The sequence below is a fragment of the Nocardioides sp. genome, assembly GCF_030150155.1.
Classification (GTDB): domain Bacteria; phylum Actinomycetota; class Actinomycetes; order Propionibacteriales; family Nocardioidaceae; genus Nocardioides.
On the sequence record NZ_JASLGR010000059.1, the window covers coordinates 1 to 23,900 of the forward strand.

A 23,900-nucleotide genomic window follows, 5' to 3' on the forward strand; every position below is an offset into this window, starting at 1 on the left:
GTGCGACACAAGCGCATGCACGAACGACGCAAGCAGGCGGCGGACCGAGAGTCACAGAAGTCGCAAAGCGCTCCAACATCTCGGCCCGCCAACACCAAGCCTACGAGCGTCCAGGTGGCTTGACGTTCCTTAGGAACTCAGGAACGACACCGTCCGCACACCTCGACCCGGTAGCCTTCGCGCCATGTTGAAGCGCCCCGTCGCCCTGGCCGTCCTGGCCCTCGCTGCCGCCACCACCCTGACCGCCTGCGGTTCCGGCTCCGACTCCGGCGCCGCCACCGCCAAGGACGGGGTGACCTGCAGCTACCCCTCCAGCGGCACCGCCGCGGCCGCCGTCACCGCTCCCGGCACCACGGCGACCGCCAGCGGGACCACCGCCGCGACCCTGAAGCTGTCCGCGGGCGACGTACCGCTGACGCTGGAGAACTCGGTGGCACCGTGCACGGTGAACTCGTTCGTCTCCCTGGCCAAGCAGGGCTACTTCGACAACACGCCGTGCCACCGACTGACCACCAGCGGGATCTACGTGCTCCAGTGCGGCGACCCGAGCGGCACCGGCAGCGGCGGCCCGGGCTACAGCTTCGACGACGAGCTCGAGGGCGCGAAGGCCCTCCAGGACTCCGGCAGCAGCAAGAACTACGCTGCCGGCACGCTGGCGATGGCGAACGCGGGCGCCAACACCAACGGCTCGCAGTTCTTCCTGGTGTACGCCGACTCGCCGCTGCCGCCGGCCTACACGGTCTTCGGGAAGGTCTCGGCCGAAGGTCTGTCGGTGCTGACCGCGATCGCGAAGAAGGGCACCGTCGACGGAGGCGGCGACGGCGCCCCGAAGGACGCCGTCACGATCACCTCACTCAGCGTCGGGTGAGGGCCGGTAGCTGACCGGCGCCCCCAACGCGACCGTGCGGCCCACGGTGCACAGCCGGTCCTGGCTCTTCTGCACCGCTGAGGCCAGCACGGCGCGGGCGGCGTCGCCGGCCTCGCCCTCGGGGAAGGTGACGTCGAAAGTCACGGTCACGCTGTCGAGGTGGTTGCCGTCCTCGTCGCGGATCTTGGTGCCCTCGCTGCGCGCGCTGAAGGTGGCGAACGGTGCGCGCTTGCCGGTGATGAAGTCGACGTCGAGCGCGCTGCACCCGACCACGGCAGCCAGCAGCAGCTCCACCGGGGTGAAGTCGGGGTCCTCACCGTGGCCCAGCGTGACCACGCCGCCGCGCTCGTTGGTCGCCTTGAAGCGGTGCTCGCCCTGCTTGGTCAGTTCAACACTCGTCATGGACCTCAGCCTAGAACCAGCCCCCACCTAGGCTGAGGTCCATGAGCACGACGAGCACCGGCCAGTCCCAGAGTCTGCAGCGCAGCGAAGCCGAGGCCCGTCGGGCGCTCCTGAGTCTCACCGAGTACGACGTCACCCTCGACCTCAGCGCCGACGAGGCGACGTACAACTCCCTCACCCGGCTCACGTTCGAGAGCCAGGCCGGCGAGACCTTCCTCGACCTCAAGCCGGTCGCGGTCGCCTCGATCCACCTCGACGGCGAGCCGCTCGACGTGCATCTGCTGGCCCAGGGCCGCTTCCCGCTGAGCCTGAGCGCAGGAACGCACGAGCTCGTCGTGGACGCCACGATGCGGTTCCGCAACGACGGCGAAGGGCTGCATCGCTCCGTCGACCCGGCCGACGGCCGGCACTACGTCTACGGGATGTCCTTCATGGACGCCGCGCCGTCGATCTTCGCCTGCTTCGACCAGCCCGATCTCAAGGCGCCCTATGTCGTGCACGTGCGTGCACCGCAGGACTGGGTGGTCCGGGCCAACGGCGCCGGCACCCAGGTCGAGCCGGGCGTGTGGGAGTTCGAGCGCACTCCCCCGCTGTCCACCTACTTCGTCACCCTGGTCGCCGGGCCGTACCACGTCCTGGCCGACGAGCACGACGGCATCGCGCTGGGACTGCTCTCCCGTGCCAGTCTCGCCGCCGACCTGGAGGAGCAGGCCACTGACATCCTCACGGTGACGAAGCAGTCCTTCGACGAGTTCCACCGGCTCTTCGGCGTGCGGTACGCGTTCGGGAAGTACGACCAGTGCTTCGTCCCGGAGTTCAACGCCGGGGCGATGGAGAACCCCGGCTGCGTCACCTTCCGCGATCCGCTGATCTTCACCTCCCGCGCCACCCGCGGCGCCCTCATCCAGCGGGCCACCACGATCGCCCACGAGATGGCCCACCAGTGGTTCGGCAACCTCGTCACCCCGGTCTGGTGGGACGACCTGTGGCTCAACGAGTCCTTCGCGGAGTACCTCGGCAACCGCGTCACCGCCGATGTCACCGAGTACGACGACACCTGGACCGCGACGACGTACGCGCGCCGTCAGTGGGGCCTGATCGCCGACCAGGCGCCCAGCACCCACCCGGTCGCGGGCAACGGCGCCGTCGACGCTGTCGCAGCACTTCAGGACTTCGACGGGATCTCCTACACCAAGGGGTCGGCGATCCTGAAGCAGCTGGCCGCGACCCACGGCGACGGGGTCTTCTTCGGCGGTGTGCGCGACCACTTCGACCGGCACCGCTTCGGCAACGCGACACTGGCCGACCTGCTCGGCTCCTGGTCGCGGGCGGGCGCCGGGGACCTGACCGACTTCTCGGCCCAGTGGCTGCGGACCGCGGGGGCGGACCTGCTCTCCTTCGAGCGTGGCTCCGGCGACGTGCTGCGTTCGGCACCGGCGGAGCATCCTGCCGATCGCTCGCACACGTTCCAGATCGCTGCCAGCGATGACGGCGCCCACTGGTATCTGCACGACGTCGCCGTCAGCGGGGAACGCACCGAGTCGAGCGTCGGTGACGGCAAGCTCGTCATCCTCGACCCGTACGACGACACCTGGGCGGTCACGGTGCCGGACGCCACCACCGCCGAGGCCCTCGTGACGGCGCTGCCGCGGACCCGCGACGCGGGCCTGCGCGCCGGGATCTGGAACACCCTGCGCAACGGCTTCCACAACGCCCTGGTCGACCCCGCCACGGTGATCGACATCGCCGTCACCTCGCTCCCGCTCGAGGACGCCGAGGACGGTCCGCGGCGTGTTCGGGCGTGGCTGCTGGGCAAGGTCGTCCCGTTGGCTCCGGCAGGCTCGATGGAGCGTCTGGCCCACGCCGCCTCGGCGGCACTGGCGGCCCAGGAGTCGGGCTCGGAGCTCCAGCTCTCGGCCTTCCGGATGCTGCTGTCGACCACCGACTCCCCCGACCTGCTGCGCCGGTTCCTGGAGGCGGCTCCAGGTGGCATCGACCTCGACCGGTCACTGCGCTGGCGCATCCTCGGACGGCTCGCCGAGCTCGGTGCCGCCTCGCGGGAGGAGCTGCAGCAGGCCTTCGGCGACGACCCGAGCGGCGATGCGAAGGTCTCCTTGACCGCGGCGCTGTGCTCGCTGCCCGACGAGGCCGCCAAGGCGTGGGCGTGGAGCGTCTTCACCGGCGAGACGGATGTGCCGAACTACGAGATCGAGGCAGCCGGCCAGGGGCTGTGGCGTGGCGACGTACCGGAGATCACGGGGCCGTACGTCGCGCGGTACTTCGACGAGCTGCCCGCCACCGCGTCGGTCCGCAGCGGCTGGGTGCTGGCCGACGCAGCGGGGGCGTTCTTCCCGGCCGGCTCGCTAGAGCAGTCGACCTTGGAACGTGCCGAGGCGGTGCTCGCCGACGACTCCCTGGCCGCACCCCTGCGGCGCCGGCTCAGTGACAGCACTGATGGCCTGCGGCGGCAGCTGGCGGTGCGGCGCGCGTTCCCACGCGGATGAGGCCAGTGCACGCGTCCTGAGGCCCGGTGATCTGAGGCTCACCGGGCCTCGGGCGGCGTGGGACTGACGGTTCTGTCGGTACCCACTGCCAGACTGCGGACATGGCTTCCTTCGTGCTGGTTCTCTTCGCCCTGCTGCTCGGTCTGGTGGCAGGCGGAGCAGCGGCGACGGTCCTGGTGTCCAAGCGCCTGCGCGAGGAGCACGCGGGTGCGGTGGCCCGGATCGAGGCCGACCACGCCACGACCCTGGCCCAGGTCGACCAGGAGTGGGCCTCCCGCTCGGCTGCGCAGATCACTGCCGTCGAGACCGAGGGCGTGCATCGCCTGGAGGCCACGCGCACCGACCTCCAGGCACGCCACCAGGTCGCCCTGGCTCAGCTGCGCCAGGAGGCCAGCGAGGCCGGGTCCACGGTCCAGGCCGAGCTTGCTGCTGCCCAGGCGTCGGTGGCCGAGCTCAACCGTGCCCTGGTGCAGGTCCAGCAGCAGCAGCGTGACCTGCTCGATGCCCACCGTGCCGAGGCCGCTGCCCGGGAGAAGTCGGAGAACGGCCAGGCGCAGGTGATGAAGACGATCGCGCCGGTGGCCCAGCAGCTCAAGGCGATGCAGGACAAGGTGCTGGAGATGGAGCGCCAGCGCTCCGTGCAACACGGCGAGCTCGCTCAGCAGATCCGCAACACCCAGGTCAGCGTCGAGGAGTCCCGCAAGGCGGCCGACAGCCTCGCCGGTGCGCTCAAGAACAACGCAGTGCGTGGTGTCTGGGGCGAGACCCAGCTCAAGACGCTGGTCGAGTCGGCCGGGCTGCTCGCCCGTGTCGACTTCTCTACCCAGCACTCGATGGAGGCGGAGTCCGGGGCCCGGCGTCCTGACATGGTGATCAACCTCGCCGGTGGCAAGCAGATGGCGATCGACGCGAAGGCGCCCTTCACCGCCTACCTCGACTCCCAGCGTGAGGGCATCGACCCCGCAGAGCGGCTCCGTCTGCTCCAGGACCACGCACGCAAGGTCCGTGGCCACGTCGACGTGCTGTCGCAGAAGGGCTACTGGACCGGCTTGGAGGCGAGCCCGGAGTTCACCGTGGCCTTCATCCCGAACGACCAGTGCCTCAGCATCGCCCTCGACACCGACCCGTCTCTCATGGAATACGCCTTCAAGCAGGGCGTCGTCCTGGCCACCCCGACCAACCTGTGGGGTCTGCTCAAGACGGTCGCCTACACCTGGAAGCAGGAGGTCCTCACCGAGGACGCCAAGGCCCTCTTCGATCTCGGCAACCTGCTCTACGACCGGATCACCACGATGGTGACGAAGATCGACAAGATGCGCCGCTCCCTGGAGACGACGGTCAAGGACTACAACAGCTTCGTCGGCACCCTGGAGACCCGTGTCCTGGTCTCGGCCCGCAAGATCCACAACCTCGACGAGACCGCCGTCCTCGGCTCGCCGCAGCAGATCGAGACGACCCCGAAGCCCCTCACTGCCGCTGACTTCGACGTCCCCGCCGACGCCGAGCCTGCCATCGCGCCGTCGCCGGAGGCAGTCGAGCCGCCCGCGACGCAGCCCGTGGTCGAGGCCGCGATCGAGAGCACGTCTGAGTCCCGGGTCGACCCCAGGACCGCGCCCCAGGCCGACGCCGACACGCTGTTCCTCGACTTCGAGGCCCTCGCCGACCTCGACCGCCCCGAGCTCCCCCTCGGCATCGACCGCGCCGAGCCCGTCGACGCCGAGCTCGTCGAGGACTCCGACCACCTCGCCGGCTAGCCGACTTCCGGGTTCCCCACCGCCGAGATCCGGGTTCACCACCACCCAGATCCGGGTTCACCACCGCTTGTTCGGCACACGCCGCGATCCTCAGCAAACGACCTGCCCCTGGATGGTGATGAACCCGGAACTCACGCGTGGCGAACCCGGAACTCACGCGTGGCGAACCCGGAAGTCGCGCGTGGCGAACCCGGAACTCGGCGGTGGCGAACCCGGAACTCACGCGTGGCGAACCCGGACCTCGCGCGTGGCAAACCCGGAAGTCGCGCATGGCGAACCCGGAAGTCGGCCGTGGTGAACCCGGATCTCGCGTCAGTCGGCGAACGCCTCCGGCGGCGGGCAGGCACAGACCAGGTTCCGGTCACCGTAGGCGTTGTCCAGGCGAGCGACCGGGGGCCAGTACTTGTCCGGGTCGATGCCACTGGGGAAGACGGCCAGCTCGCGGGAGTACGGGCGGCCCCAGTCGCCGACCAGGATGCGGGCGGTGTGGGGCGCTCCGCGCAGCACCGACGTCTCGGCCTGCCACTCCCCCGACGCGACCCGGTCGATCTCGCCGCGGATCGCGATCATCGCGTCGATGAACCGGTCCAGCTCGGCCAGGTCCTCGGACTCGGTCGGCTCGACCATCAGGGTGCCGGCGACCGGGAATGACATCGTCGGCGCATGGAAGCCGTAGTCGATCAGGCGCTTGGCGACGTCCTCGGCCGTCACACCGGTGGCCTGGGTGAGGGGCCGCAGGTCGAGGATGCACTCGTGCGCAACCAGGCCGGTCTCGCCGCGGTACAGGACCGGGAAGTGCGGCTCGAGCCGGGTGGCGACGTAGTTGGCAGCCAGCACCGCGGTGGCGGTCGCGCGGGTGAGGCCCTCGGCCCCCATCAGTCGCATGTAGGCCCACGAGATCGGCAGGATCCCAGCCGAGCCGTACGGCGCCGCCGAGATCGCCCCGATGCCGCTCTGCTTCTCCTGCTCGGGGTGGAGGCCGTGGGAGGGCAGGTACGGCGCGAGGTGCTCACGCACCGCGACCGGTCCGACACCGGGCCCACCGCCACCGTGCGGGATGCAGAACGTCTTGTGCAGGTTGAGGTGGGACACGTCGCCGCCGAACTCACCGGGCCGGGCGTAGCCGAGCAACGCGTTGAAGTTGGCCCCGTCGATGTAGACCTGGCCGCCGTGGCCATGCACGATCTCGCACAGCTCGGTGATGCCCTCCTCGTAGACGCCGTGGGTCGACGGGTAGGTGACCATGATCGCTGCCAGGTCCTCGGAGTGGGCGTCGCACTGGGCGCGCAGATCCTCCAGGTCCACGGTGCCGTCGGGAGCCGACTTCACCACCACGACCCGCATCCCGGCCATCACGGCCGAGGCGGCGTTGGTGCCGTGGGCCGAGGACGGCAGCAGGCACACGTCCCGCTGTCCCTGCCCCCGCGAGCGGTGGTAGCCACGGATGGCCAGCAGCCCGGCCAGCTCGCCCTGGGAGCCGGCGTTGGGCTGGATGGATACCTTGTCGTAGCCGGTCACCTCGGCCAGCCAGCCTTCCAACTCGGCGACGAGGACCTGGTACCCGGCAGCGTCGGCGAGCGGCACGAACGGGTGCATGTCGGCGAAGCCGGACAGCGTGATGGGCTCCATCTCCGTGGTCGCGTTCAGCTTCATGGTGCACGAGCCGAGCGGGATCATGCCGCGGTCCAGTGCGTAGTCCCGCGCCGAGAGCCGCCGCAGGTAGCGCAGCATCTGGGTCTCGCTGTGGTGGGCGTTGAACACCTCGTGGGTGAGGAACGGCGTGGTGCGAACCAGAGCCCCCGGGAACCAGCCCTCAGCGCCGTCAGTGCCGTCTCCGCTGCTGGCAGCGACACCGAAGGCCGCCAGCACCAGGTCCGCGTCAGCCTCCGACGTCGCCTCGGAGAACGACACCCCGACGCGGTCGGCGTCGACCAGCCGCAGGTGCACGCCGCGCTCGCGGGCAGCCGAGACCACCTCGGCGGCGCGTCCGGGCACGACGGCGGTGAAGGTGTCGAAGAGGTGCTCCTGCGGGATCTCGACGCCACCGGCGACGAGCCGAGTGGCGGTGGCGGCGGCCAGCCGATGGACCCGCGTCGCGATCCCGGCAAGGCCCTGCGGGCCGTGGTAGACGGCGTACATGGACGCACCGACAGCGAGCAGCACCTGGGCGGTGCAGATGTTGGACGTCGCCTTCTCCCGGCGGATGTGCTGCTCCCGGGTCTGCAGCGCGAGCCGGTACGCCGCTCGCCCGTCGGCATCGACGGAGACGCCGACCAGGCGGCCGGGCATGTGGCGCTCCAGCCCTGCGTGGACGGCCATGTAGCCGGCGTGCGGACCACCGTAGAAGAGCGGGATGCCGAAGCGCTGGGCCGAGCCGATCACGACGTCGGCGCCGAACGTGCCCGGCGCCTCCAGGACGGTGAGGGCGAGCAGGTCGGCGGCGACGACGGCCTGGGCGCCCCGAGCATGCACCCCCTCGATCAGGTCGGCCAGCGGGTGGATGGCCCCCGACGCACCGGGGTACTGGATCAGGACGCCGGAGAGGTCGCCCTCGGGCAGACCTGCAGCACCCTGGGAGAGGTCGGCGACGACGACGTCGATCCCCATCGCCTCAGCGCGGGTCCTGACCACGTCGATGGTCTGCGGCAGGGCGTCGGCGTCGACCACGAACGCTCCGCCGGCCGAGCCCTTGCGGGCGCGGCGTACCAGCGTCATCGCCTCGGCCGCGGCGGTGCCCTCGTCAAGCAGGGATGCGTTCGCGACGGGGAGGCCGGTCAGGTCGCCGATCATGGTCTGGAAGTTCAGCAGCGCCTCGAGCCGGCCCTGGGAGATCTCGGGCTGGTAGGGCGTGTAGGCGGTGTACCAGGACGGGTCCTCGAGCACGTTGCGCCGGATCACCGGCGGCGTGATCGTGCCGTGATAGCCCAGTCCGATCATCGCGACGCCGGGGTTGTTGCGCTCGGCGAGGTCGCGGGCGAGTGCGGCCACCTCGGCCTCCGTCCCCGCTGCCGGAAGGTCGAGCGCGGTGGCGGTCCGGATCGACTTGGGCACCGCCGCGTCCATCAGGTCGTCGAGGGTGGGATAGCCGACGACGCGCAGCATCGCCGCCTCGGCGTCGGTGTCCACACCGATGTGACGGTCGGCGAAGTCGTACGGGTCGATGCGGTCGTTCCTGACGGTCACGAAGCGGCTCCTGGCGAAAGGGGGATCACGGACTCAACGGTCCTCCCCCTCTGTCGCACCGGTGCCCGGCCCTTCAGAGTCGCCTCACTGACGCGGTCGTCGTGCCTGAGAGATTCCGGGGAGGAATTGCCCCTTCGGCGCCCGCTCACACGGGTCTCCCCCGCGCCAGCTCGTACAGCTGGTGCCGAGTCTAGCCGGTCGCCGTCCCCTGCCCGAGTACGACGAACGCCGCCAGCCCTGGGGGCCGGCGGCGTTCGATGATGCTGGGGGTGGTGCTCAGCCGATCTTGCGAGCGGCACGACGGGCGGCGAGCTCGTCGTTGGCGCTGTGGTCGACCTCGGCGTCGGTGGTCCGCTCGCTGGGCAGCTCGGCGAGCGTGCCCTCGATCTCGCGCCACACACCGCCGATGGCGATGCCGAAGACGCCCTGCCCGCCCTGGAGCAGGTCGATGACCTCGTCGTTGCTGGTGCACTCGTAGACCGAAGCGCCGTCGCTCATCAGGGTGACGCGGGTCAGGTCGTCGGTGCCCCGCTCACGCAGGTGCGTGACAGCGGTGCGGATCTGCTGCAGCGAGATACCGGCGTCCAGCAGGCGCTTGATCACCTTGAGGATCAAGATGTCGCGGAACGAATAGAGCCGCTGGGTGCCGGAGCCACTGGCCCCGCGCACGCTCGGCTCGATCAGGCCGGTGCGGGCCCAGTAGTCCAGCTGGCGGTAGGTGATGCCAGCGGCGTTGCACGCGGTCGGACCGCGGTAGCCGAGATCGCTGGGCAGGGGTGAGACGTCGTCAGTGAACAAAAGGCCCTGCTCGCCTGCCTGCTCGGCGGCTGCAAGCACCTCGGCGTCCACGCCGATCTCCTGCTCGTGCTCGTTCACGCGTTCCTCCGGGAATGTCTACTCCGTTGAGCGTAACTCCAATGAGGGGGAAGTCCATGCGATCCCGTTCGAATCGCACAGCTGGAGTTACAACAGAGACAGTTCAAGGTAGAACGCGCAGGGGTGAGGGTCAAAGACCTTCGCGGCGTGTCGCAACTCTCAACCTCAACCTGAGAGTGAGACCGCCTATTCCGCCTCGAAATCCTCGGGATTGACCTGGTCCAGGAACTCCCGGAACTTCTCCACCTCGTCGGCGGCCTCGTCCTCCTCGACCGGTACGACGACACCGGCCTCGTCCAGGACGTGCTCGTCGCACACGATCCGGGCGCCGGTCCTCAGTGCGAGCGCGATCGAGTCCGAGGGGCGCGCCGAGACCTCGACGCCGTTGTCGAAGGCGAGCACGGCGTAGAAGACGCCGTCACGCACCTCGGTGATCCTGACCTCGTCCAGCTCGGTGCCGAGCGCCTCGACGACGCTCTTGAGCAGATCGTGGGTCAGCGGACGCGGCGGCACCACGCCCTGCTGGGCGAAGGCGATCGCTGTCGCCTCGACCGCGCCGATCCAGATGGTCAGGTATCGCTCGCCGTCGGCCTCGCGGAGCAGGACCAAAGGCTGGTTCGAGGGGACCTCGACGCGGACCCCCATGACGTCGACCTCGCGCACAGCGCCAGCCTACGTCAGTCGCGAAGCGACGACTTGAGCAGCAGGCCGTGCAGTCGTGCGGTGAGGGCGGCCAGCTCGGCGCCGACCTCCTCGCTGTCACGACGCCCACTGAGGGCCTGGCGGACCAGATCGGCCTCACGGTCGGCCGCGTTGCGGAAGACCCGGAAGGCGGCAGCGTGGAAGCCGAAGTCGGCGAGCTCGCGGGCGGTCGTGACCAGGGCGAGGTCGTCGGTGGTGAAGTGCCCCGAACGCGACGGGGAGATCACCTTGGCGTCCTCCAGACTCGCTACGAACTGCTCGTCGACCTGGGACACCTTCAGCAACTCCTTGCGGGACAGTCGCAGGTTGTCACGACGCTCGAACATCTCAGCGGTGGGAAGACCCTCGACGCTGACGATCTCATCGGGGACGGTCGGCACCGTCGGCTGCACCAGCGGCGGCTCCAGGCCGCGGTCGATCGCCTCCAGGTGCTCGGCGATGACCTTCTTGGGCAGGTAGTGGTCGCGCTGCATCGTCAGGATGTAGCGGATCCGCTCCACGTCGGCGTCGGAGAACTTCCGGTAGCCGGCCGGGGTGCGCTCGGGCGCGATCAGCCCGTCCTCCTCGAGGAGGCGGATCTTGGGGATGCTGATCATCCCCTCGAACTCAGGTGCGAGGAGATCGAGCACGCGCCCGATGTTGAACCGCTCCCCCGAGTCACCCGATGGACTGAGGGCAGCCTGGGCGACCATCAGTGAGCGTGACCTGCGTAGAACACGAGACGGAACTTGCCGATCTGGACCTCGTCGCCGTCCTTGAGCAGGACGCGGTCGATCCGGTCACGGTTGACGTAGGTGCCGTTGAGGCTGCCGGCGTCGGTGACGGCGTAGGTGTCGCCCTCGCGGGTGAACTCCACGTGGCGACGCGACACGGTCACGTCGTCGAGGAAGATCTCGCTGTCGGGGTGACGACCCGCGTGCACCGTCGGCTGGTCGAGCAGGAACCGGCTCCCGGCCCCCGGACCACGCTGGACGACGAGCAGGGCCGCGCCCTGCTGCAGACCGTCGACGGCCGCGGCGTCGACCGGAGCCAACAGGCGATCCGATGTCTCGACGCGAGCGTCAGTGAGATGGATGGTGGCGGTGGCGTCCGCCGCTTCCGGGAGGCGCGCTCCACACTGCGAGCAGAAACGTGCACCCTCGACGTACGCCGTGGAACACGTGGCACAGAACGGCATTCCTCCTCCTTCCCTGACCCTCAGGATCAACCTGACACTTCGTCTGCGGAAAACCTACCAGCCGTCACGAGGAGAGCGTCGCCTCGTACCCTGCGGCATCGAGAAGTCCGCTCAGCTGAGCGGGATCCGACGGCTCGACCTCGAACAGCCAGCCCTCGCCGTACGGGTCGGTGTTGACCTTCTCCGGGGTGGCGTCGAGGTCGTCGTTGAGGGCCACGACGGTGCCCGAGACGGGCGCGTAGACGTCGCTGACCGACTTCGTGGACTCCAGCTCGCCGCACGGCTCACCGGCGGTCACGGTCGCTCCGACCTCGGGCAGGGAGACGTAGACGATGTCGCCCAGCGCGTCCTGGGCGAACTCGGTGATCCCGATCCGAACGGCGCTGGCGCCCTCGGCCGGGTCCTTGACCCACTCGTGCTCGGCTGTGTAGCGCAGTTCCGCGGGATAGCTCATGCTCCGACCCTACTGGGCGCGCACGGAGGCGATGTCAAGGTCATTTCGCTGATCCACCTCGACCTGGGCCCCGTCCTCCTCGAACTCGTCGGCGGGCCCACGGGCGAACGTGATCGCCCCGTGCAGGGTCGCCGGCTCCCCGATCGCATCGATCACGAACGGCGGCTCCAACAGGGTGCCGTCGACCTCCAGCCCACCGGCGACCTGGTCGAACGAGGACTGGGCGACCAGGCGCACCTTGCGGTTCATCTGGATCGCCTCGGCACCGGCCGAGCGCAGCTCCTGCACCAGGTCGATGAACTTGTCCACGTTGACCTCGGCGGTGGTCTCGGTGATCGTGATCCGCACCCCGGGGCCGTGCACCGGCACCGTCCCGGCCAGGACCCGGAGGGTCTGGAGATCGCTGCGGGCGGCCTCCAGCGCGGTCTTGCGCTTGGAGCTGCTGTCGAGCAGGTCCGAGCGGGACTTCTCCAGCCTCGCCAGCTCGGACTGGGCACGCTGCGAGGTGCCAGCCAGGCCGTTGAGCACATCGATCAGGTCCTGCTCGCGATAGCCGGCGTACGCACTGTCGTCATCGTTCGTTCGCACCTGCGTCACGGCCCCGAAGCCGACCAGGGCGAGCAGCACCGCCACGATCACCTGGCTACGTCGTGGTGCCTTGAACGCCTGCCAGAGTCGAGCAGGGCCGCTGAGCTCAGGCATGGAAGATATGACGCCGGATCGCCGCGACGTTGGAGAAGATGCGGATGCCGAGGACGACGATGACGCCGGTGGAGAGCTGGCCGCCGACGCCGAGCTTGTCGCCCATGAACACGATCCCGGCAGCGATCACCACGTTGCTGAGGAACGAGACCACGAAGACCTTGTCGTTGAAGATGCCGTCGAGATAGGCGCGCAACGCACCGAAGACGGCGTCCAGGGCCGCCACCACCGCGATCGGCAGGTAGGGCTCCAGGCCCACCGGCACGTCAGGACGGAAGATCAAGCCGAGAGCGATCCCGAAGACCAGGCCCAATGCCGCAATCACTTCGTTACCTCCTTCTTCGACGACCGGGAGGAGGCGGTGCCGGTCTCGGCATGACGCAGCGTCATCCGAGACGAGGCGGCCGCCGGCACCTCCAGGTCGTTCACATTCTGCACAGTGAAGCCGAGTCCGACCGAACGGACCACCGCACTGAAGCTCTTCCCCACCGTGGACTGCTGCAGCCCCGAACGCATCGCGGTGGCGTCGCCGAGCGCGACGACGACGTACGGCGGCGAGAGCGACACCCCGTTGAGGCGGATCACGTCGGCGGAGTTGCGGAAGGCGCTCAACGCCGTGAGCCGCTGTCCGTTGACCGAGATCGCACGTGCGCCACTGTGCCAGAACACGTCGGCGAGCAGGGCGAGGTCGGAGTCATGGACCAGACCACCGTCGCCGGTGGCGGCGTTGTCGGTGACCACGGCCCGGATGCCCTCACCGGTGGCGGGTGCCCAGCCGGCGGTCGCAGCGAGCGAGTCGCGGATCGCCTCGGCCTGGGTGAGCTCGGTGGCCAGGGTGCGGTCCTGGGCCGCCTCCTCGCTCTTGGAGGCACGCAGCTCCGCGATCCGGCTCTGCTGGTCCGAGACCACCTGGCGACGCTCGTCGATCCGGGTGATCAGCTGCTCACGGCCTGCCGAGACGACGCTGGCGTTGCGCCCGGTCTGCACCGCGGCGATCGCGAGCAGCAGACCGAACAGGACCAGGATGACCAGCGCGCTCAGATGACGTCGACGCGACGGGGTCGACTCCGTGTCGCGCTGCGGCTGGGCGGCGACGAGCTCGTAGTCGGCGTCGAGGGACTGCTGGGTGATCAGCTCCAGCAGCGGCGTCGTGAAGCGCGTCGGCGTCTGGGTCATCGGCGGGCGCGATCCGGGTCCCGCGCCAGGAGCCGGCGCAGCTGGATGGCACGGTCGACGATGATCCCCCAGGACAGGGCCAGGCCCCACCAGGCCAGCGGCCAGCCGAAGACCCGGCCGAGCACGGCGATCGAGCTGTCGCCCTTGACGAAGCCGATCACGACGATGCCGACGAGCAGCAGCACGGCTCCGGCCGGTGCCAGCGGGTCGGTGTCGGGGGCATGGTGACGGCGGATGCCGCGCAGCACGATGAAGGTGGCCGCGACGATCTCGCGGGCGATCGCGGCGACGGCGAACCACCACGGCAGCCGATCGGCCAGGGCGAAGCCGACAGCGACCAGCACCACCAGGGTGCGCAGCACGATCATGCCGACGAGTCGCTTGTCCATGCCCCTCAGGCTAGTGGTCGGCGGCGTCGTCGGCGGCACCTCCACGCCCATCGCCGACCTCACTCGACCTGCTCCGGGTAGGCCGAGCCCCCGTGCGCGGCGTCGCGGATCTCGCCGACGAGCTCCTCGATCACGTCCTCCAGGGTGGCCACGCCGATGGTGGTGCCGTCGGCGTCGACGACCCGGGCCATGTGTGCGCCCCGCTCCTGGAGCGTCTCCAGCGCGTCGTGCAGCGAGTCCTCGGGGCGCACCGAGGCGAACTGGCGGATCCACTTGGACTGGATCGGGCGCTCACGTCGAGCCGGATCGAGCTCGAGCACGTCCTTGATGTGCAGGTAGCCGATCAGGGCACCGCCCTCGACCACCGGGAAGCGGCTGAACCCGGTCTCCCCGCACAGCTCCTCCACGTCGGCACCCGACGCCCCGGCCCGCACCGTGGTGAGCCGGTCCACCGGCAGCACGACCTCGGCGATCGTCTTCTCGGTGAAGCCGAGGGCACCGGAGAGACGGTCGTACTCGTCGGCCTCCAGCAGCCCCTCGCCGTGGGACTCCTCGACCATCACCGCGACCTGCTCCAGGGTGAAGGTCGACTCGACCTCGTCCTTGCGCTCGATCCGCAGCAGCTTGAGGGCGCCGATCGCGATCGCGTCCAGGACCATGATCAGGGGGCGCAGCACCTTCACCATCTGCCACATCGCCGGAGCGAGGATCAGGACGGCCCGCTCGGGGCCGGCGAGGGTGACGTTCTTGGGCACCATCTCGCCCAGCACCACGTGCAGGAAGGCGACCACGCACAGCGCGATCAGGAACGAGATCGGGTGCAGCAGGCCCTCGGGCACGTTGAGGTGCTCGAAGGCAGGCTCGATCAGGTGCGCGATCGACGGTTCGGAGACGGCACCGAGGATGACCGAGCACATCGTGACGCCCAGCTGGATCCCGGCGACCATCGAGGAGACCTGCTCCATCGCCTCCAGGGTGGTCCGCGCCAGCCGCGAGCCCTCCTGGGCCAGCGGCTCGATCTGGCTGCGCCGCGAGGAGATCAGGGCGAACTCGGTCGCCACGAAGAAGGCATTGCCGATCAGCAGCACGACGGTCAGCGCGAGGCCGACGGGGGCGCTCATCGCTCCACCTCCGGGCCGGCCACGACCGGGAAGCGCAGGCCCACCCGGTCCACCCGCAGGCCGTCCATGTGCTCGACGGTCAGGGTCGCCAGGCGCTCCCGGGGCTCGTCGGGGTCGGAGCGGTCCGGGATCTCGACCTCGGCGACGTCGCCCTTGGTCGGGATCGCGCCGAGCACCCGCATCACGAGTCCGCCGATGGTGTCGTAGTCGTCGCCCTCGGGCAGCGCCACGCCGGTCAGGTCCTCGACCTCGTCGGGCCGCAGCAGACCGCTGATCGACCAGGAGCCGTCGCGGCGCAGCCGGGCCTGGGCGCTGATCGAGTCGTGCTCGTCGGCGATGTCACCCACGATCTCCTCGATCACGTCCTCCAGAGTGACGATCCCGGCCTGGCCGCCGTACTCGTCCAGGACGACCGCGAGCTGGAACCCCTCGCGGCGCAGCAGCGCCAGCAGCGGGTCGAGTCGCAGGGTGTCGGGCACGACGACGGGCTTGGCCATCAGGTGCTTGACCCGGGTGGTGGAGCGTTCGTGCAGCGGCAGCGCGACGGCGTTCTTCACGTGCACGGTGCCGACCACGTGCCCCTCGTCGTCGAGCACCGGGAACCGGGAGTGGCCGGTGCGCCGGGTCAGCTCGATCACGGCCGCGGCCCGCGCGTTGTCGTCGACGCTGTAGGTCCGCATCCGGGGCGTCATGATCTCCCCGGCGGTCCGGGTGCCGAACTCCACCGAGCGCTCCATCAGCTCCGCGGCGTCGGCGTCCAGGACGCCCTCGTCGGCACTGCGCTGGATCAGGGAGGCCAGCTCGGTCGAGCTCCGCGCCGAGCGCAGCTCCTCCTGGGGCTCGATGCCCAGACGGCGTACGAGAGCGTTGGCCGAGCCGTTGAGCAACCGGATCGGGGCAGCGTTGATCGCGGTGAAGACACGCAGGAACCGCTGGGTGCGCAACGCGGTGCCCAACGGCAGCGAGAGCGCGATGTTCTTGGGCACCAGCTCGCCGAAGACCATCGTCAGGATGGTCGAGCCGATCAGACCGACCGCGACGGCGGCGGGCTTGGACGGGATGAACCCCGAGACCGCCGGCTCGGCCAGGAAGCCGATCCCGAGGTTGGTCAGCGTGATGCCGAGCTGGGCGCCGGACAGGTGCGTGGAGAGCCGGGTCAGGGCGACCTTGACCCCGGCGGCACCGCGGATCCCCTGCTCGGCCCCGGTGTCGACCGAGGCCCGATCGACAGTGACCAGCGCGAACTCGGCGGCGACGAAGACGCCGCACAACGCGACCAGGGCTAGTGCGCTCAGGAGCAGCAGGATGTCAGTCATGGGTGGGCACATCCTACGGGCACACTGCCCCGATCAACGTCTCTCAGCGGCGCGCGGGGTCGTGCTCGGCGACGAACTGACTGATCCGGTTGTCCCGGTCGTGGGCCAGGTGGTCGAGCATCGCCTGCTCGGCACCGACGCTGTCACCGGCCTCGATCGCGGCCAGGATCGCCTCGTGCTCGGCCTGGGAGGCGGCCAGTCCGTCGTCGGAGGGTGAGACCCGCCACGGAGCCGCCACCTTGATCTGCGCACTGAGCGTGCGCAGCAGCGTCGAGATGGTCTCGTTGTGCGCCGCGACCCTGATGTGGTCGTGGAAGAGGTTGAACGCCCGCCGCACCTGCGCCGGGTCCCCTGCCGCACCGGAGTGCGCCGTGACGTCGCGCAGCCGGGCCAGGTCGATCGGGTTGCGACGTCGGGCCGCCGCGGCGGTGGCGCTGGACTCCAGGATCGCCCGGACCTCGAAGATCTCGAGCATCTCCTCGTCGCTGCGCTCGCGGACCACGAAGCCGCGCGAGGTCGCGACCAGCAGACCGGCCTGCTCCAAGAGCCCGAGCGCCTCACGGACCGGGGTCCGGGAGACCTCGAACTCCTCGCTCAGCGCCTGCGGCACCAGCGAGGAGTCCCGGTCGTAGAAGCCGTCCATCAGCCGTCGGTGCAGCGCCTCATGGACGGTGTCACGAGCACTGGGCATTGCGGCAGTCTTCCAGACCTCGGCTCGCGGGCGCCTAGGCCGGCTCGGTCCCGACCACCAGCGGCAGCTCGGGGTGGGCGCGCCACTCGTTCAGGGAACCGTCGTAGACCCGGGGCAGGTCCAGGCCGGCGTGGACGAAGGCCAGCGCCAGCCCGGCGGCGTTGACCCCACCCCCGCAGTAGGCCAGCACCGGTCCCGCCCCCACCCCGAGCGCGTCGGCACGCTCACGGGTGGCCGCAGCGTCGTAGCGCCCGGCCGCGTCGAGGGTGTCGGGGAACGGCAGGCTGAGCGAGCCGGGGATGTGGCCGGTGCGCTCGCGCTCGGGGTCGCCGCGGTACTCGACCTCGCGCAGGGCGCAGACCAGGGTGGTCTCCCCCACCGCGCTCGCCTCGCTCAGGGCTCGGGTCTCCTCCAGGTCGGCGAAGACCGTGGGGTCGTCGTGCAGCACGACGCCCTCCCCCGGGGCGACCGGTGTGGCCGGGCCGCTCTCGGTGGGGTGACCGGCGGCGGTCCAGGCAGCCAGGCCACCGTCGAGGACTCGTGCGGTGACGCCGTACGAGCGCAGCACCAGCCACACCCGGGCCGCATAGGAGCCGGTGAGCTGGTCGTAGACCACGATCGTGCTTCGGGGCCCGACCCCGACCGCGCGCAGAGCGGCGTCGAGCTGGGCGGCGGTGGGCCGGGTGAAGAGGTACGCCGCCTCCGGATCGGAGAACCCGTCGTAGAGGTCCGCGAAGCGAGCCCCGGGCAGATGCACGGCGGCGTACGCGTCGTGGCCCGGTGCGAACTGGGTCGCGCCGTCGGCGGCAACGCTGCGGGTGATGCTGGCATCGAGCAGCACCAGATCCGGGTCGTCGAGGTGCGCTACCAGCCAGGCGACGTCCACCACGGGAGTCACGACGCAGAGCCGCCCCGCAGCGCGGAGGCCGCCCGGTGCCGCCATTCGCCCCGCTCGGGTCGTGCCAGGCCGAGGCGGTCACGCAGCGTCTGCCCGTCGTACGACGTCCGGAACCGGCCCCGCCGCTGGAGCTCGGGCACGACCTGGGTCGCCACGTCCTCGAACGCGGCCGGGACGTGGGTGGCCTGGATCATGAACCCGTCGGCGGCGCCGGCGTCCATCCAGTGCTCCATGTTGTCGGCGATGTCGGAGGCCGAACCGAGCATGTTGCCCTCGGTGCGGGCGCCGTACCAGCGGCCGATCTCGCGCACGCTGAGCCCTTCCCGCTCGGCGAACTCGACGACCTCGCGGTAGTGACCCTCGACGCCGACGACCTCCAGGGAGGGCAGCGGACCGTCGAGGTCGTACTTCGTGAGGTCCACGTTGACGTGATAGGCGAGGCGGGACAGGCCGGCCATCGGGTCGACCAGGTCGAAGAACTCCTCGTGCCTGACCATCGCGTCGCGGATGTCGTTCCCGACCACGGTGGTGGCGGCGGGGAGGATCTTGAGCTGCTCGGGGTCGCGGCCGTGGGCGGCGGCGCGGGCCTTCATGTCGGCATAGAAGTCGATGGCCGACGACAGCGACTCGTGGCTGCAGAAGACCACGTCGGCCCAGCGCGAGGCGAAGTCACGCCCGGCAGGCGAAGCACCGGCCTGGATGATCACCGGGTAGCCCTGCGGACCGCGCGGGACGCCGAGCGGCCCCTGGACCTGGAAGTACTCACCGACGTAGTCGACGGCCTCCACCTCCTCGGGCCTGCCGAAGACCCCGGACTCCTTGTCGCGTACCAGGGCGTCGTCGGACCAGGAGTCCCACAGCCGGGTGGCGACCTCGAGGAACTCCTCGGCCCGGGCGTAGCGCGCACCGCGCTCGGGCAGCTTGTCCTGGTTGAAGTTCTGCGCCTCGGCGTCCTGGAAGCTGGTCACCACGTTCCAGCCGATCCGGCCCTCGGTCATCCAGTCCAGGGTGGCCAGCTGGCGTGCGACGTTGTATGGCTCCTGGTAGCCGGTCGACATCGTGCCGGCGATGCCGAGGTGGGTGGTGACGGCGCTCATCAGGGTCAGCACCGGCATCGGGTCCAGGCGCGGGGTGCCCGAGCCGTAGCGCACCGCAGGGTCGAAGGAGCCACCCAGACTGCGCGGCACCGCCAGCGCGTCAGGCACGAACGCGAGGTCGAAGCAGGCGTCCTCCAGGACCCGGGCGATGTGCTGGTAGTGCGCAGCGGTGAGGAAGCCGTCGCCGGCCTCGGGGTGGCGCCATCCGGCGGTGCCCTGGGGCCCCGCGTTCATGAAGGCGGCCAGGTGCATCTGCTTCTTCGTGCTCATGGCGATCAGATCCGGGAGAGCTCGTCGAGGAAGCCGACCACGAAGGAGCCGGTGCCCGCAGCGGCGGCACCGGCACGCTCGCCGGCGTACGCGAAGGTGGCGTGGGCGGCGACGGCGGCCTCGAAGGGCGCCAGCGCGGCAGCGAAGCCGGCGCAGGCGGCCCCCAGGCTGCAGCCGGTCCCGGTGACCCGCGGCATCAGGTCGTGTCCGCCGTCGATCGCGACGGTGCGCTCGCCGTCGGAGACGTAGTCGGTGCGCCCCGACACGGCCACGACGGTGCCGAGCTCGCGGGCCAGGTCGGCGACCAGGCCGACGACGTCGGAGGAGTCCATCGTGGAGTCGACCCCCGACGCGCCACCGGCGCGACCGGCCAGGGCGGCGACCTCGCTGGCGTTGCCGCGGATGATCGCGGGCCGGTGGTCGAGCAGGGAGCGGATGACGGCGTCGTACGCCGGCGCCCCGGCGCCCACCGCGACCGGGTCGAGCACCCACGGCACGCCCGCGTTCGACGCGGTGGTGGCGGCCTCGCCGAGCTGCTCGGGGGTGGCAGCCGACATCATCGCGGCACCGTTGATGAACATCGCCCCGGCTCCGGCGGGGAACGCCGTGGTCCACCCGGGAGCCGCGCCGAAGGCCGGCCCGGCACCGAGGGCGAGGAGCACGTTGGCGCTGAAGTTGGCGGCGACGAAGTTGGTCAGGCCGTAGACGAACGGGGCGGTCTCACGGACGGCGCGGACGTCGGTCCGGACCGACTCCTCGGTCCAGGCGCGGGTCTCCATAGGGGTGCTCCTCAGCAGTGCAGCAGACGACGGACGACGGCGGGGAACGCCATGTCGGGAAACTGTATGCAGTTACATACCTTTCCATCGTAGAGCCGCCGAGCAGAGCGTCCGACCGCGTCTCACCCTGTGTCCAGGTTCAGTGCAGGAACGCCGTCCTAGCCTGCCGAACCATGTCGTCGACACCCCGCGCCACCAGCACCCTCTCTGCCGGACCGATGCTCGCCAAGGTGCCAGCGCTGACCGCGGTCTTCTGGATCGTGAAGCTGCTCACCACCGGGATGGGCGAGTCGCTGGCCGACTTCCTCGGCGAGAGGGCCCCGATCGTGCTGGCCGTCGGTGGCGGCCTGCTCTTCATCGTCGCGATGGTGCGCCAGTTCCAGGCGACCGAGTACCGCGCCGTGACCTACTGGCTCGCGGTGAGCATGGTCGCCGTCTTCGGCACCGTCCTGGCCGACGGCGTACGGACCGGTCTGGGCGCCTCGCTGCCGGTGGTGACCGGGATCTACGCCGCGCTCCTCGCCGGGGTCCTGATCTTCTGGTATCGCTCCGAGGGCACCCTGTCTGTGCACAGCATCACCACCCGACGCCGTGAGGCGTTCTACTGGACCACCGTGATGATCAGCTTCGCGCTGGGCACCGCGGCTGGCGACCTGACCGCGTTCTACCTGGGCTGGGGCTTCGTCCCCTCGATCATCGTCTTCGGCATCGCGATGGCACTGCCGTGGGTGCTCTTCCGGGCCGGTGTGTTGGCCGAGGTGGCGGCGTTCTGGATCGCCTACGTGCTGGCCCGCCCGCTGGGCGCCTCGGTGGCCGACTGGCTCGGCAAGAAGTCCGGCCTGGGCTACGGCGACGGCCAGGTCACCGCCGTGGCGCTGATCCTGATCGTCGTGCTGGTGGCCTACCTCGCCGTGAGCCGCAGCGACATCCAGGAGCCCGTCAGCGCCCCCGACGACGACGCGGACCCGGTCGATGTCGCTGCCTGAGGATCGCGATAGTCAGGTTCTCGACAGCCGACGGCCCCTAGCGTGAGCACCATGACCTCTGTACGTCGTCTCCGCATCGCCGCTGCCACCGCGGCCGCCTCGGTGCTGCTCGCCGGGTGCGGCCTGGCCGGCTCCCACGTCGGTGCTGAGGCACTCGGCACCCCGGGCATCCAGCAGGCCGACCAGATCATGCCGGTGGCGCCCATGAGCCAGTCCGCCTGGCTCAAGGCCGTGACCAAGGCCTACGCGCACGGCCCGAACGGGCACACCGCCGAGGCGTGGCTCGCCCAGCGCGCCAAGCAGGCCAGCCCGGGTCAGCAGCTCGCGGTCGTCCTCGGCGTCGACGACGTCATCGTGCAGACCCACTTCGCCGGCCTCAACGTGCTGGTGAACCCGTCCGTCCAGTTCGTGAAGACCGCCCAGCAGCTCGGCTACGCCGTCTTCTACGTCACGGGGCGCTCCGGGGACACCGGACTGGACAAGGTGGAGAACACGCTGCGTTCGGCGGGCATCCTGGCCAACGGCGTCTGCGGCCGCCCGGTCGGCTCGGCGAGCCAGGAGCAGGGCAAGGCGATGTGCCGCTCCCAGATCGTCAAGGCCGGCTACACCATCGCGATGTCGGTCGCCGCCAGCGAGATCAGCTTCGACGGCGCCTATCCGGCCGAGGCCGACATCCCGCTGCCGGTCTTCGCCTCACGCTACTGAGCCCGACCTCGGCCACACCCGTCTTCTAGACTCGCTACTTCAGCAGTTCAGCGTCTCAGCAGACAGGAAGTACGCCATGCAGCAGGTCAAGGCCGTCATCGCCCGGGCCAAGGGGCTCCCGGTGGAGCTCACCACGATCAACGTGCCGGACCCGATCGCGGGTGAGGCAGTGGTCAAGATCCAGGCGTGCGGGGTGTGCCACACCGACCTGCACTACCGCGAGGGCGGGATCAACGACGAATTCCCGTTCCTGCTCGGTCACGAGGCCGCGGGCGTCGTCGAGGCCGTCGGCCCCGGCGTCACCGAGGTGGCTCCGGGCGACTTCGTGATCCTCAACTGGCGCGCGGTGTGCGGCCAGTGCCGGGCCTGCAAGCGCGGCGAGCCGACGTACTGCTTCAACACGCACAACGCGACCCAGAAGATGACGCTGGAGGACGGCACCGAGCTCTCCCCCGCGCTCGGCATCGGCGCATTCACGGAGAAGACCCTGGTCGCTGCCGGGCAGTGCACCAAGGTCGACCCCGAGGCCCGTCCGGCCGCGGCCGGCCTGCTCGGCTGTGGCGTGATGGCGGGTATCGGCGCCGCGATCAACACCGGTGCCGTGACGCGGGGCAAGTCCGTCGCCGTGATCGGCTGCGGTGGCGTCGGCGTGGCCGCGATCGCGGGCTCCGCGCTGGCCGGGGCCTCCCCGATCATCGCCGTCGACATCGACGCCAAGAAGCTCGAGCAGGCCCGCTCGCTGGGTGCCACCCACACCATCGACTCCTCGCAGGTCGACCCGATCGAGGAGATCAAGCGGATCTGCGCCGAGACCTACGCCGGTGCCGAGGGCGCCGACGTCGTGATCGAGGCCGTGGGCCGTCCCGAGACCTGGAAGCAGGCGTTCTACGCCCGCGACCTGGCCGGCACCGTCGTCCTGGTCGGCGTCCCGACCCCGGACATGACGGTCCCCGAGATCCCCCTGATCGACGTCTTCGGCCGCGGTGGCGCCCTGAAGTCGAGCTGGTACGGCGACTGCCTGCCCGACCGCGACTTCCCGATGCTGGTCGACCTCTACCGCCAGGGCCGCCTGGACCTGGACGCCTTCGTCACCGAGGAGATCGGCATCGACGGCGTCGAGGCCGCCTTCGAGCGGATGCACCACGGTGACGTGCTGCGGTCGGTGGTCGTGCTGTGAGCGGTCAGGTCCGCATCGACCACGGCGTCACCTCGGGCACGTTCAGCCTCGACGGCGAGACCTTCGAGGTCGACAACAACGTCTGGGTGATCGGCGACGACACCGAGTGCGTCGTGATCGACGCCCCGCACTCGGTCGCCGACATCCAGGCCGTGGTGGGTGAGCGCGAGGTCACCGCGATCGTGTGCACGCACGCCCACGACGACCACGTCCGGGTCGCGCCCGCGCTGCGCGACGCCGTCGACGCGCCGATCCTGCTGCACCCGGCCGAGAAGCCGGTCTGGGAGCTCACCCATCCGACCGAGACCTGGGACGGCGACCTGGCCGACGGCCAGCGGCTGCACCTGGGCGGGACCACCATCGAGGTGATCCACACCCCCGGCCACGCCCCGGGCGCGGTCTGCCTCTACGTCCCCGAGCTGGGCTGCGTCTTCACCGGCGACACCCTCTTCCACGGTGGGCCCGGGGCGACGGGTCGCTCCTTCAGCGACGCCGACCTGATCGTGACCTCGATCCGGTCCAAGCTGCTCACACTGCCCGGGGAGACGGTCGTCCACACCGGTCACGGTGAGGACACCACCATCGCCGCGGAGGCCGAGCGGCTCGGCTGAGCTGAGCGCTGGTCGACGGCGCACGAGAGTCCTGCTCTCCCGCGCCGTTGACCAGCGCTGGC

General features: G+C 70.3%; 24 protein-coding genes and 1 riboswitch. Of the genes, 7 read left to right on the forward strand and 17 right to left on the reverse strand.

All coding sequences use genetic code 11. The features are described from left to right. The first annotated feature begins 184 nt into the window (after nt 1-184). Nucleotides 185-868, forward strand: a complete 684-nt coding sequence (locus tag Q1V88_RS17455) for a peptidylprolyl isomerase (protein WP_300682739.1) — start codon at nt 185-187, stop codon at nt 866-868. Here Q1V88_RS17455 and Q1V88_RS17460 read toward each other — a convergent pair. Further along, nucleotides 851-1,270 carry an OsmC family protein gene (locus Q1V88_RS17460; protein WP_300682742.1) on the reverse strand — a complete coding sequence of 140 codons (420 nt, stop codon included), beginning with the start codon at nt 1,268-1,270 and terminating at the stop codon, nt 851-853. The genes Q1V88_RS17455 and Q1V88_RS17460 overlap by 18 nt on opposite strands. A 41-nt stretch (nt 1,271-1,311) precedes the next feature. On the opposite strand from Q1V88_RS17460, the gene pepN reads away from it, so the two are divergent. Then, nucleotides 1,312-3,774, forward strand: coding sequence for an aminopeptidase N (gene pepN, locus Q1V88_RS17465; protein ID WP_300682744.1), 2,463 nt, complete (start codon nt 1,312-1,314; stop codon nt 3,772-3,774). Nucleotides 3,775-3,875: 101 nt separating this feature from the next. Next, the gene (gene rmuC, locus Q1V88_RS17470; RefSeq protein ID WP_300682747.1) at nt 3,876-5,528 is read left to right on the forward strand and encodes a DNA recombination protein RmuC; all 1,653 of its coding nucleotides are present in this window, start codon (nt 3,876-3,878) and stop codon (nt 5,526-5,528) included. 312 nt (nt 5,529-5,840) lie between these two features. Here the strand turns inward: rmuC and gcvP are convergent, their stop codons facing one another. The 16 genes from gcvP to thiM form a co-directional block, all read right to left on the reverse strand. Continuing rightward, entirely contained in the window at nt 5,841-8,660 is a 2,820-nt protein-coding gene (gene gcvP / locus Q1V88_RS17475; protein WP_366914107.1) for an aminomethyl-transferring glycine dehydrogenase, read from the reverse strand. Between the two features lie 134 nt (nt 8,661-8,794). Then, a riboswitch (glycine riboswitch) is annotated at nt 8,795-8,884 on the reverse strand. Between the two features lie 103 nt (nt 8,885-8,987). Further along, nucleotides 8,988-9,587, reverse strand: coding sequence for a MerR family transcriptional regulator (locus Q1V88_RS17480; RefSeq protein WP_300682752.1), 600 nt, complete (start codon nt 9,585-9,587; stop codon nt 8,988-8,990). Nucleotides 9,588-9,773: 186 nt separating this feature from the next. Then, on the reverse strand, nt 9,774-10,250 hold the full coding sequence (locus Q1V88_RS17485) for a bifunctional nuclease family protein (RefSeq protein ID WP_300682754.1): 477 nt from the start codon (nt 10,248-10,250) through the stop codon (nt 9,774-9,776). Nucleotides 10,251-10,264: 14 nt separating this feature from the next. Continuing rightward, complete coding sequence (locus Q1V88_RS17490; RefSeq protein ID WP_300682756.1) at nt 10,265-10,981, reverse strand: MerR family transcriptional regulator; 717 nt, start codon at nt 10,979-10,981, stop codon at nt 10,265-10,267. Beyond that, nucleotides 10,981-11,466, reverse strand: a complete 486-nt coding sequence (locus Q1V88_RS17495; protein ID WP_300682758.1) for an FHA domain-containing protein — start codon at nt 11,464-11,466, stop codon at nt 10,981-10,983. The genes Q1V88_RS17490 and Q1V88_RS17495 overlap by 1 nt, the downstream gene beginning before the upstream one ends. Before the next feature lie 64 nt (nt 11,467-11,530). Continuing rightward, nucleotides 11,531-11,920 carry a glycine cleavage system protein GcvH gene (gene gcvH / locus Q1V88_RS17500; RefSeq protein WP_300682760.1) on the reverse strand — a complete coding sequence of 130 codons (390 nt, stop codon included), beginning with the start codon at nt 11,918-11,920 and terminating at the stop codon, nt 11,531-11,533. A gap of 9 nt (nt 11,921-11,929) precedes the next feature. Further along, entirely contained in the window at nt 11,930-12,622 is a 693-nt protein-coding gene (locus tag Q1V88_RS17505; protein ID WP_300682763.1) for a DUF881 domain-containing protein, read from the reverse strand. Next, nucleotides 12,615-12,947, reverse strand: coding sequence for a small basic family protein (locus Q1V88_RS17510; protein ID WP_300682766.1), 333 nt, complete (start codon nt 12,945-12,947; stop codon nt 12,615-12,617). The genes Q1V88_RS17505 and Q1V88_RS17510 overlap by 8 nt, the downstream gene beginning before the upstream one ends. Continuing rightward, nucleotides 12,944-13,798, reverse strand: a complete 855-nt coding sequence (locus Q1V88_RS17515) for a DUF881 domain-containing protein (RefSeq protein ID WP_300682768.1) — start codon at nt 13,796-13,798, stop codon at nt 12,944-12,946. Before Q1V88_RS17515 ends, Q1V88_RS17510 begins: the two co-directional genes overlap by 4 nt. Then, nucleotides 13,795-14,187: a hypothetical protein gene (locus tag Q1V88_RS17520; protein ID WP_300682770.1), complete on the reverse strand. Its 393-nt coding sequence runs from the start codon at nt 14,185-14,187 to the stop codon at nt 13,795-13,797. The genes Q1V88_RS17515 and Q1V88_RS17520 overlap by 4 nt, the downstream gene beginning before the upstream one ends. A gap of 59 nt (nt 14,188-14,246) precedes the next feature. Next, nucleotides 14,247-15,308, reverse strand: a complete 1,062-nt coding sequence (locus tag Q1V88_RS17525) for a hemolysin family protein (RefSeq protein ID WP_300682772.1) — start codon at nt 15,306-15,308, stop codon at nt 14,247-14,249. Next, a complete protein-coding gene (locus Q1V88_RS17530; protein ID WP_300682773.1) occupies nt 15,305-16,624 on the reverse strand; it encodes a hemolysin family protein in 1,320 nt (439 codons plus the stop codon). Before Q1V88_RS17530 ends, Q1V88_RS17525 begins: the two co-directional genes overlap by 4 nt. Before the next feature lie 43 nt (nt 16,625-16,667). Next, nucleotides 16,668-17,315 carry a GntR family transcriptional regulator gene (locus Q1V88_RS17535; RefSeq protein WP_300682775.1) on the reverse strand — a complete coding sequence of 216 codons (648 nt, stop codon included), beginning with the start codon at nt 17,313-17,315 and terminating at the stop codon, nt 16,668-16,670. 34 nt (nt 17,316-17,349) lie between these two features. After that, nucleotides 17,350-18,213: a rhodanese-like domain-containing protein gene (locus tag Q1V88_RS17540; RefSeq protein ID WP_300682778.1), complete on the reverse strand. Its 864-nt coding sequence runs from the start codon at nt 18,211-18,213 to the stop codon at nt 17,350-17,352. Then, a complete protein-coding gene (locus tag Q1V88_RS17545; protein ID WP_300682779.1) occupies nt 18,210-19,580 on the reverse strand; it encodes an LLM class flavin-dependent oxidoreductase in 1,371 nt (456 codons plus the stop codon). The genes Q1V88_RS17540 and Q1V88_RS17545 overlap by 4 nt, the downstream gene beginning before the upstream one ends. Nucleotides 19,581-19,585: 5 nt before the next feature. Further along, complete coding sequence (gene thiM, locus Q1V88_RS17550; RefSeq protein WP_300682782.1) at nt 19,586-20,359, reverse strand: hydroxyethylthiazole kinase; 774 nt, start codon at nt 20,357-20,359, stop codon at nt 19,586-19,588. Nucleotides 20,360-20,532: 173 nt separating this feature from the next. On the opposite strand from thiM, the gene Q1V88_RS17555 reads away from it, so the two are divergent. The 4 genes from Q1V88_RS17555 to Q1V88_RS17570 all read left to right on the forward strand — a co-directional run bounded on the left by Q1V88_RS17555 (nt 20,533) and on the right by Q1V88_RS17570 (nt 23,838). Further along, complete coding sequence (locus Q1V88_RS17555; protein ID WP_300682784.1) at nt 20,533-21,345, forward strand: hypothetical protein; 813 nt, start codon at nt 20,533-20,535, stop codon at nt 21,343-21,345. 51 nt (nt 21,346-21,396) lie between these two features. Continuing rightward, the gene (locus Q1V88_RS17560; RefSeq protein ID WP_300682787.1) at nt 21,397-22,050 is read left to right on the forward strand and encodes an HAD family acid phosphatase; all 654 of its coding nucleotides are present in this window, start codon (nt 21,397-21,399) and stop codon (nt 22,048-22,050) included. 76 nt (nt 22,051-22,126) lie between these two features. Beyond that, entirely contained in the window at nt 22,127-23,227 is a 1,101-nt protein-coding gene (locus Q1V88_RS17565) for an S-(hydroxymethyl)mycothiol dehydrogenase (RefSeq protein ID WP_300682789.1), read from the forward strand. Next, the gene (locus Q1V88_RS17570) at nt 23,224-23,838 is read left to right on the forward strand and encodes an MBL fold metallo-hydrolase (RefSeq protein ID WP_300682791.1); all 615 of its coding nucleotides are present in this window, start codon (nt 23,224-23,226) and stop codon (nt 23,836-23,838) included. Before Q1V88_RS17565 ends, Q1V88_RS17570 begins: the two co-directional genes overlap by 4 nt. Nucleotides 23,839-23,900 lie beyond the last annotated feature (62 nt).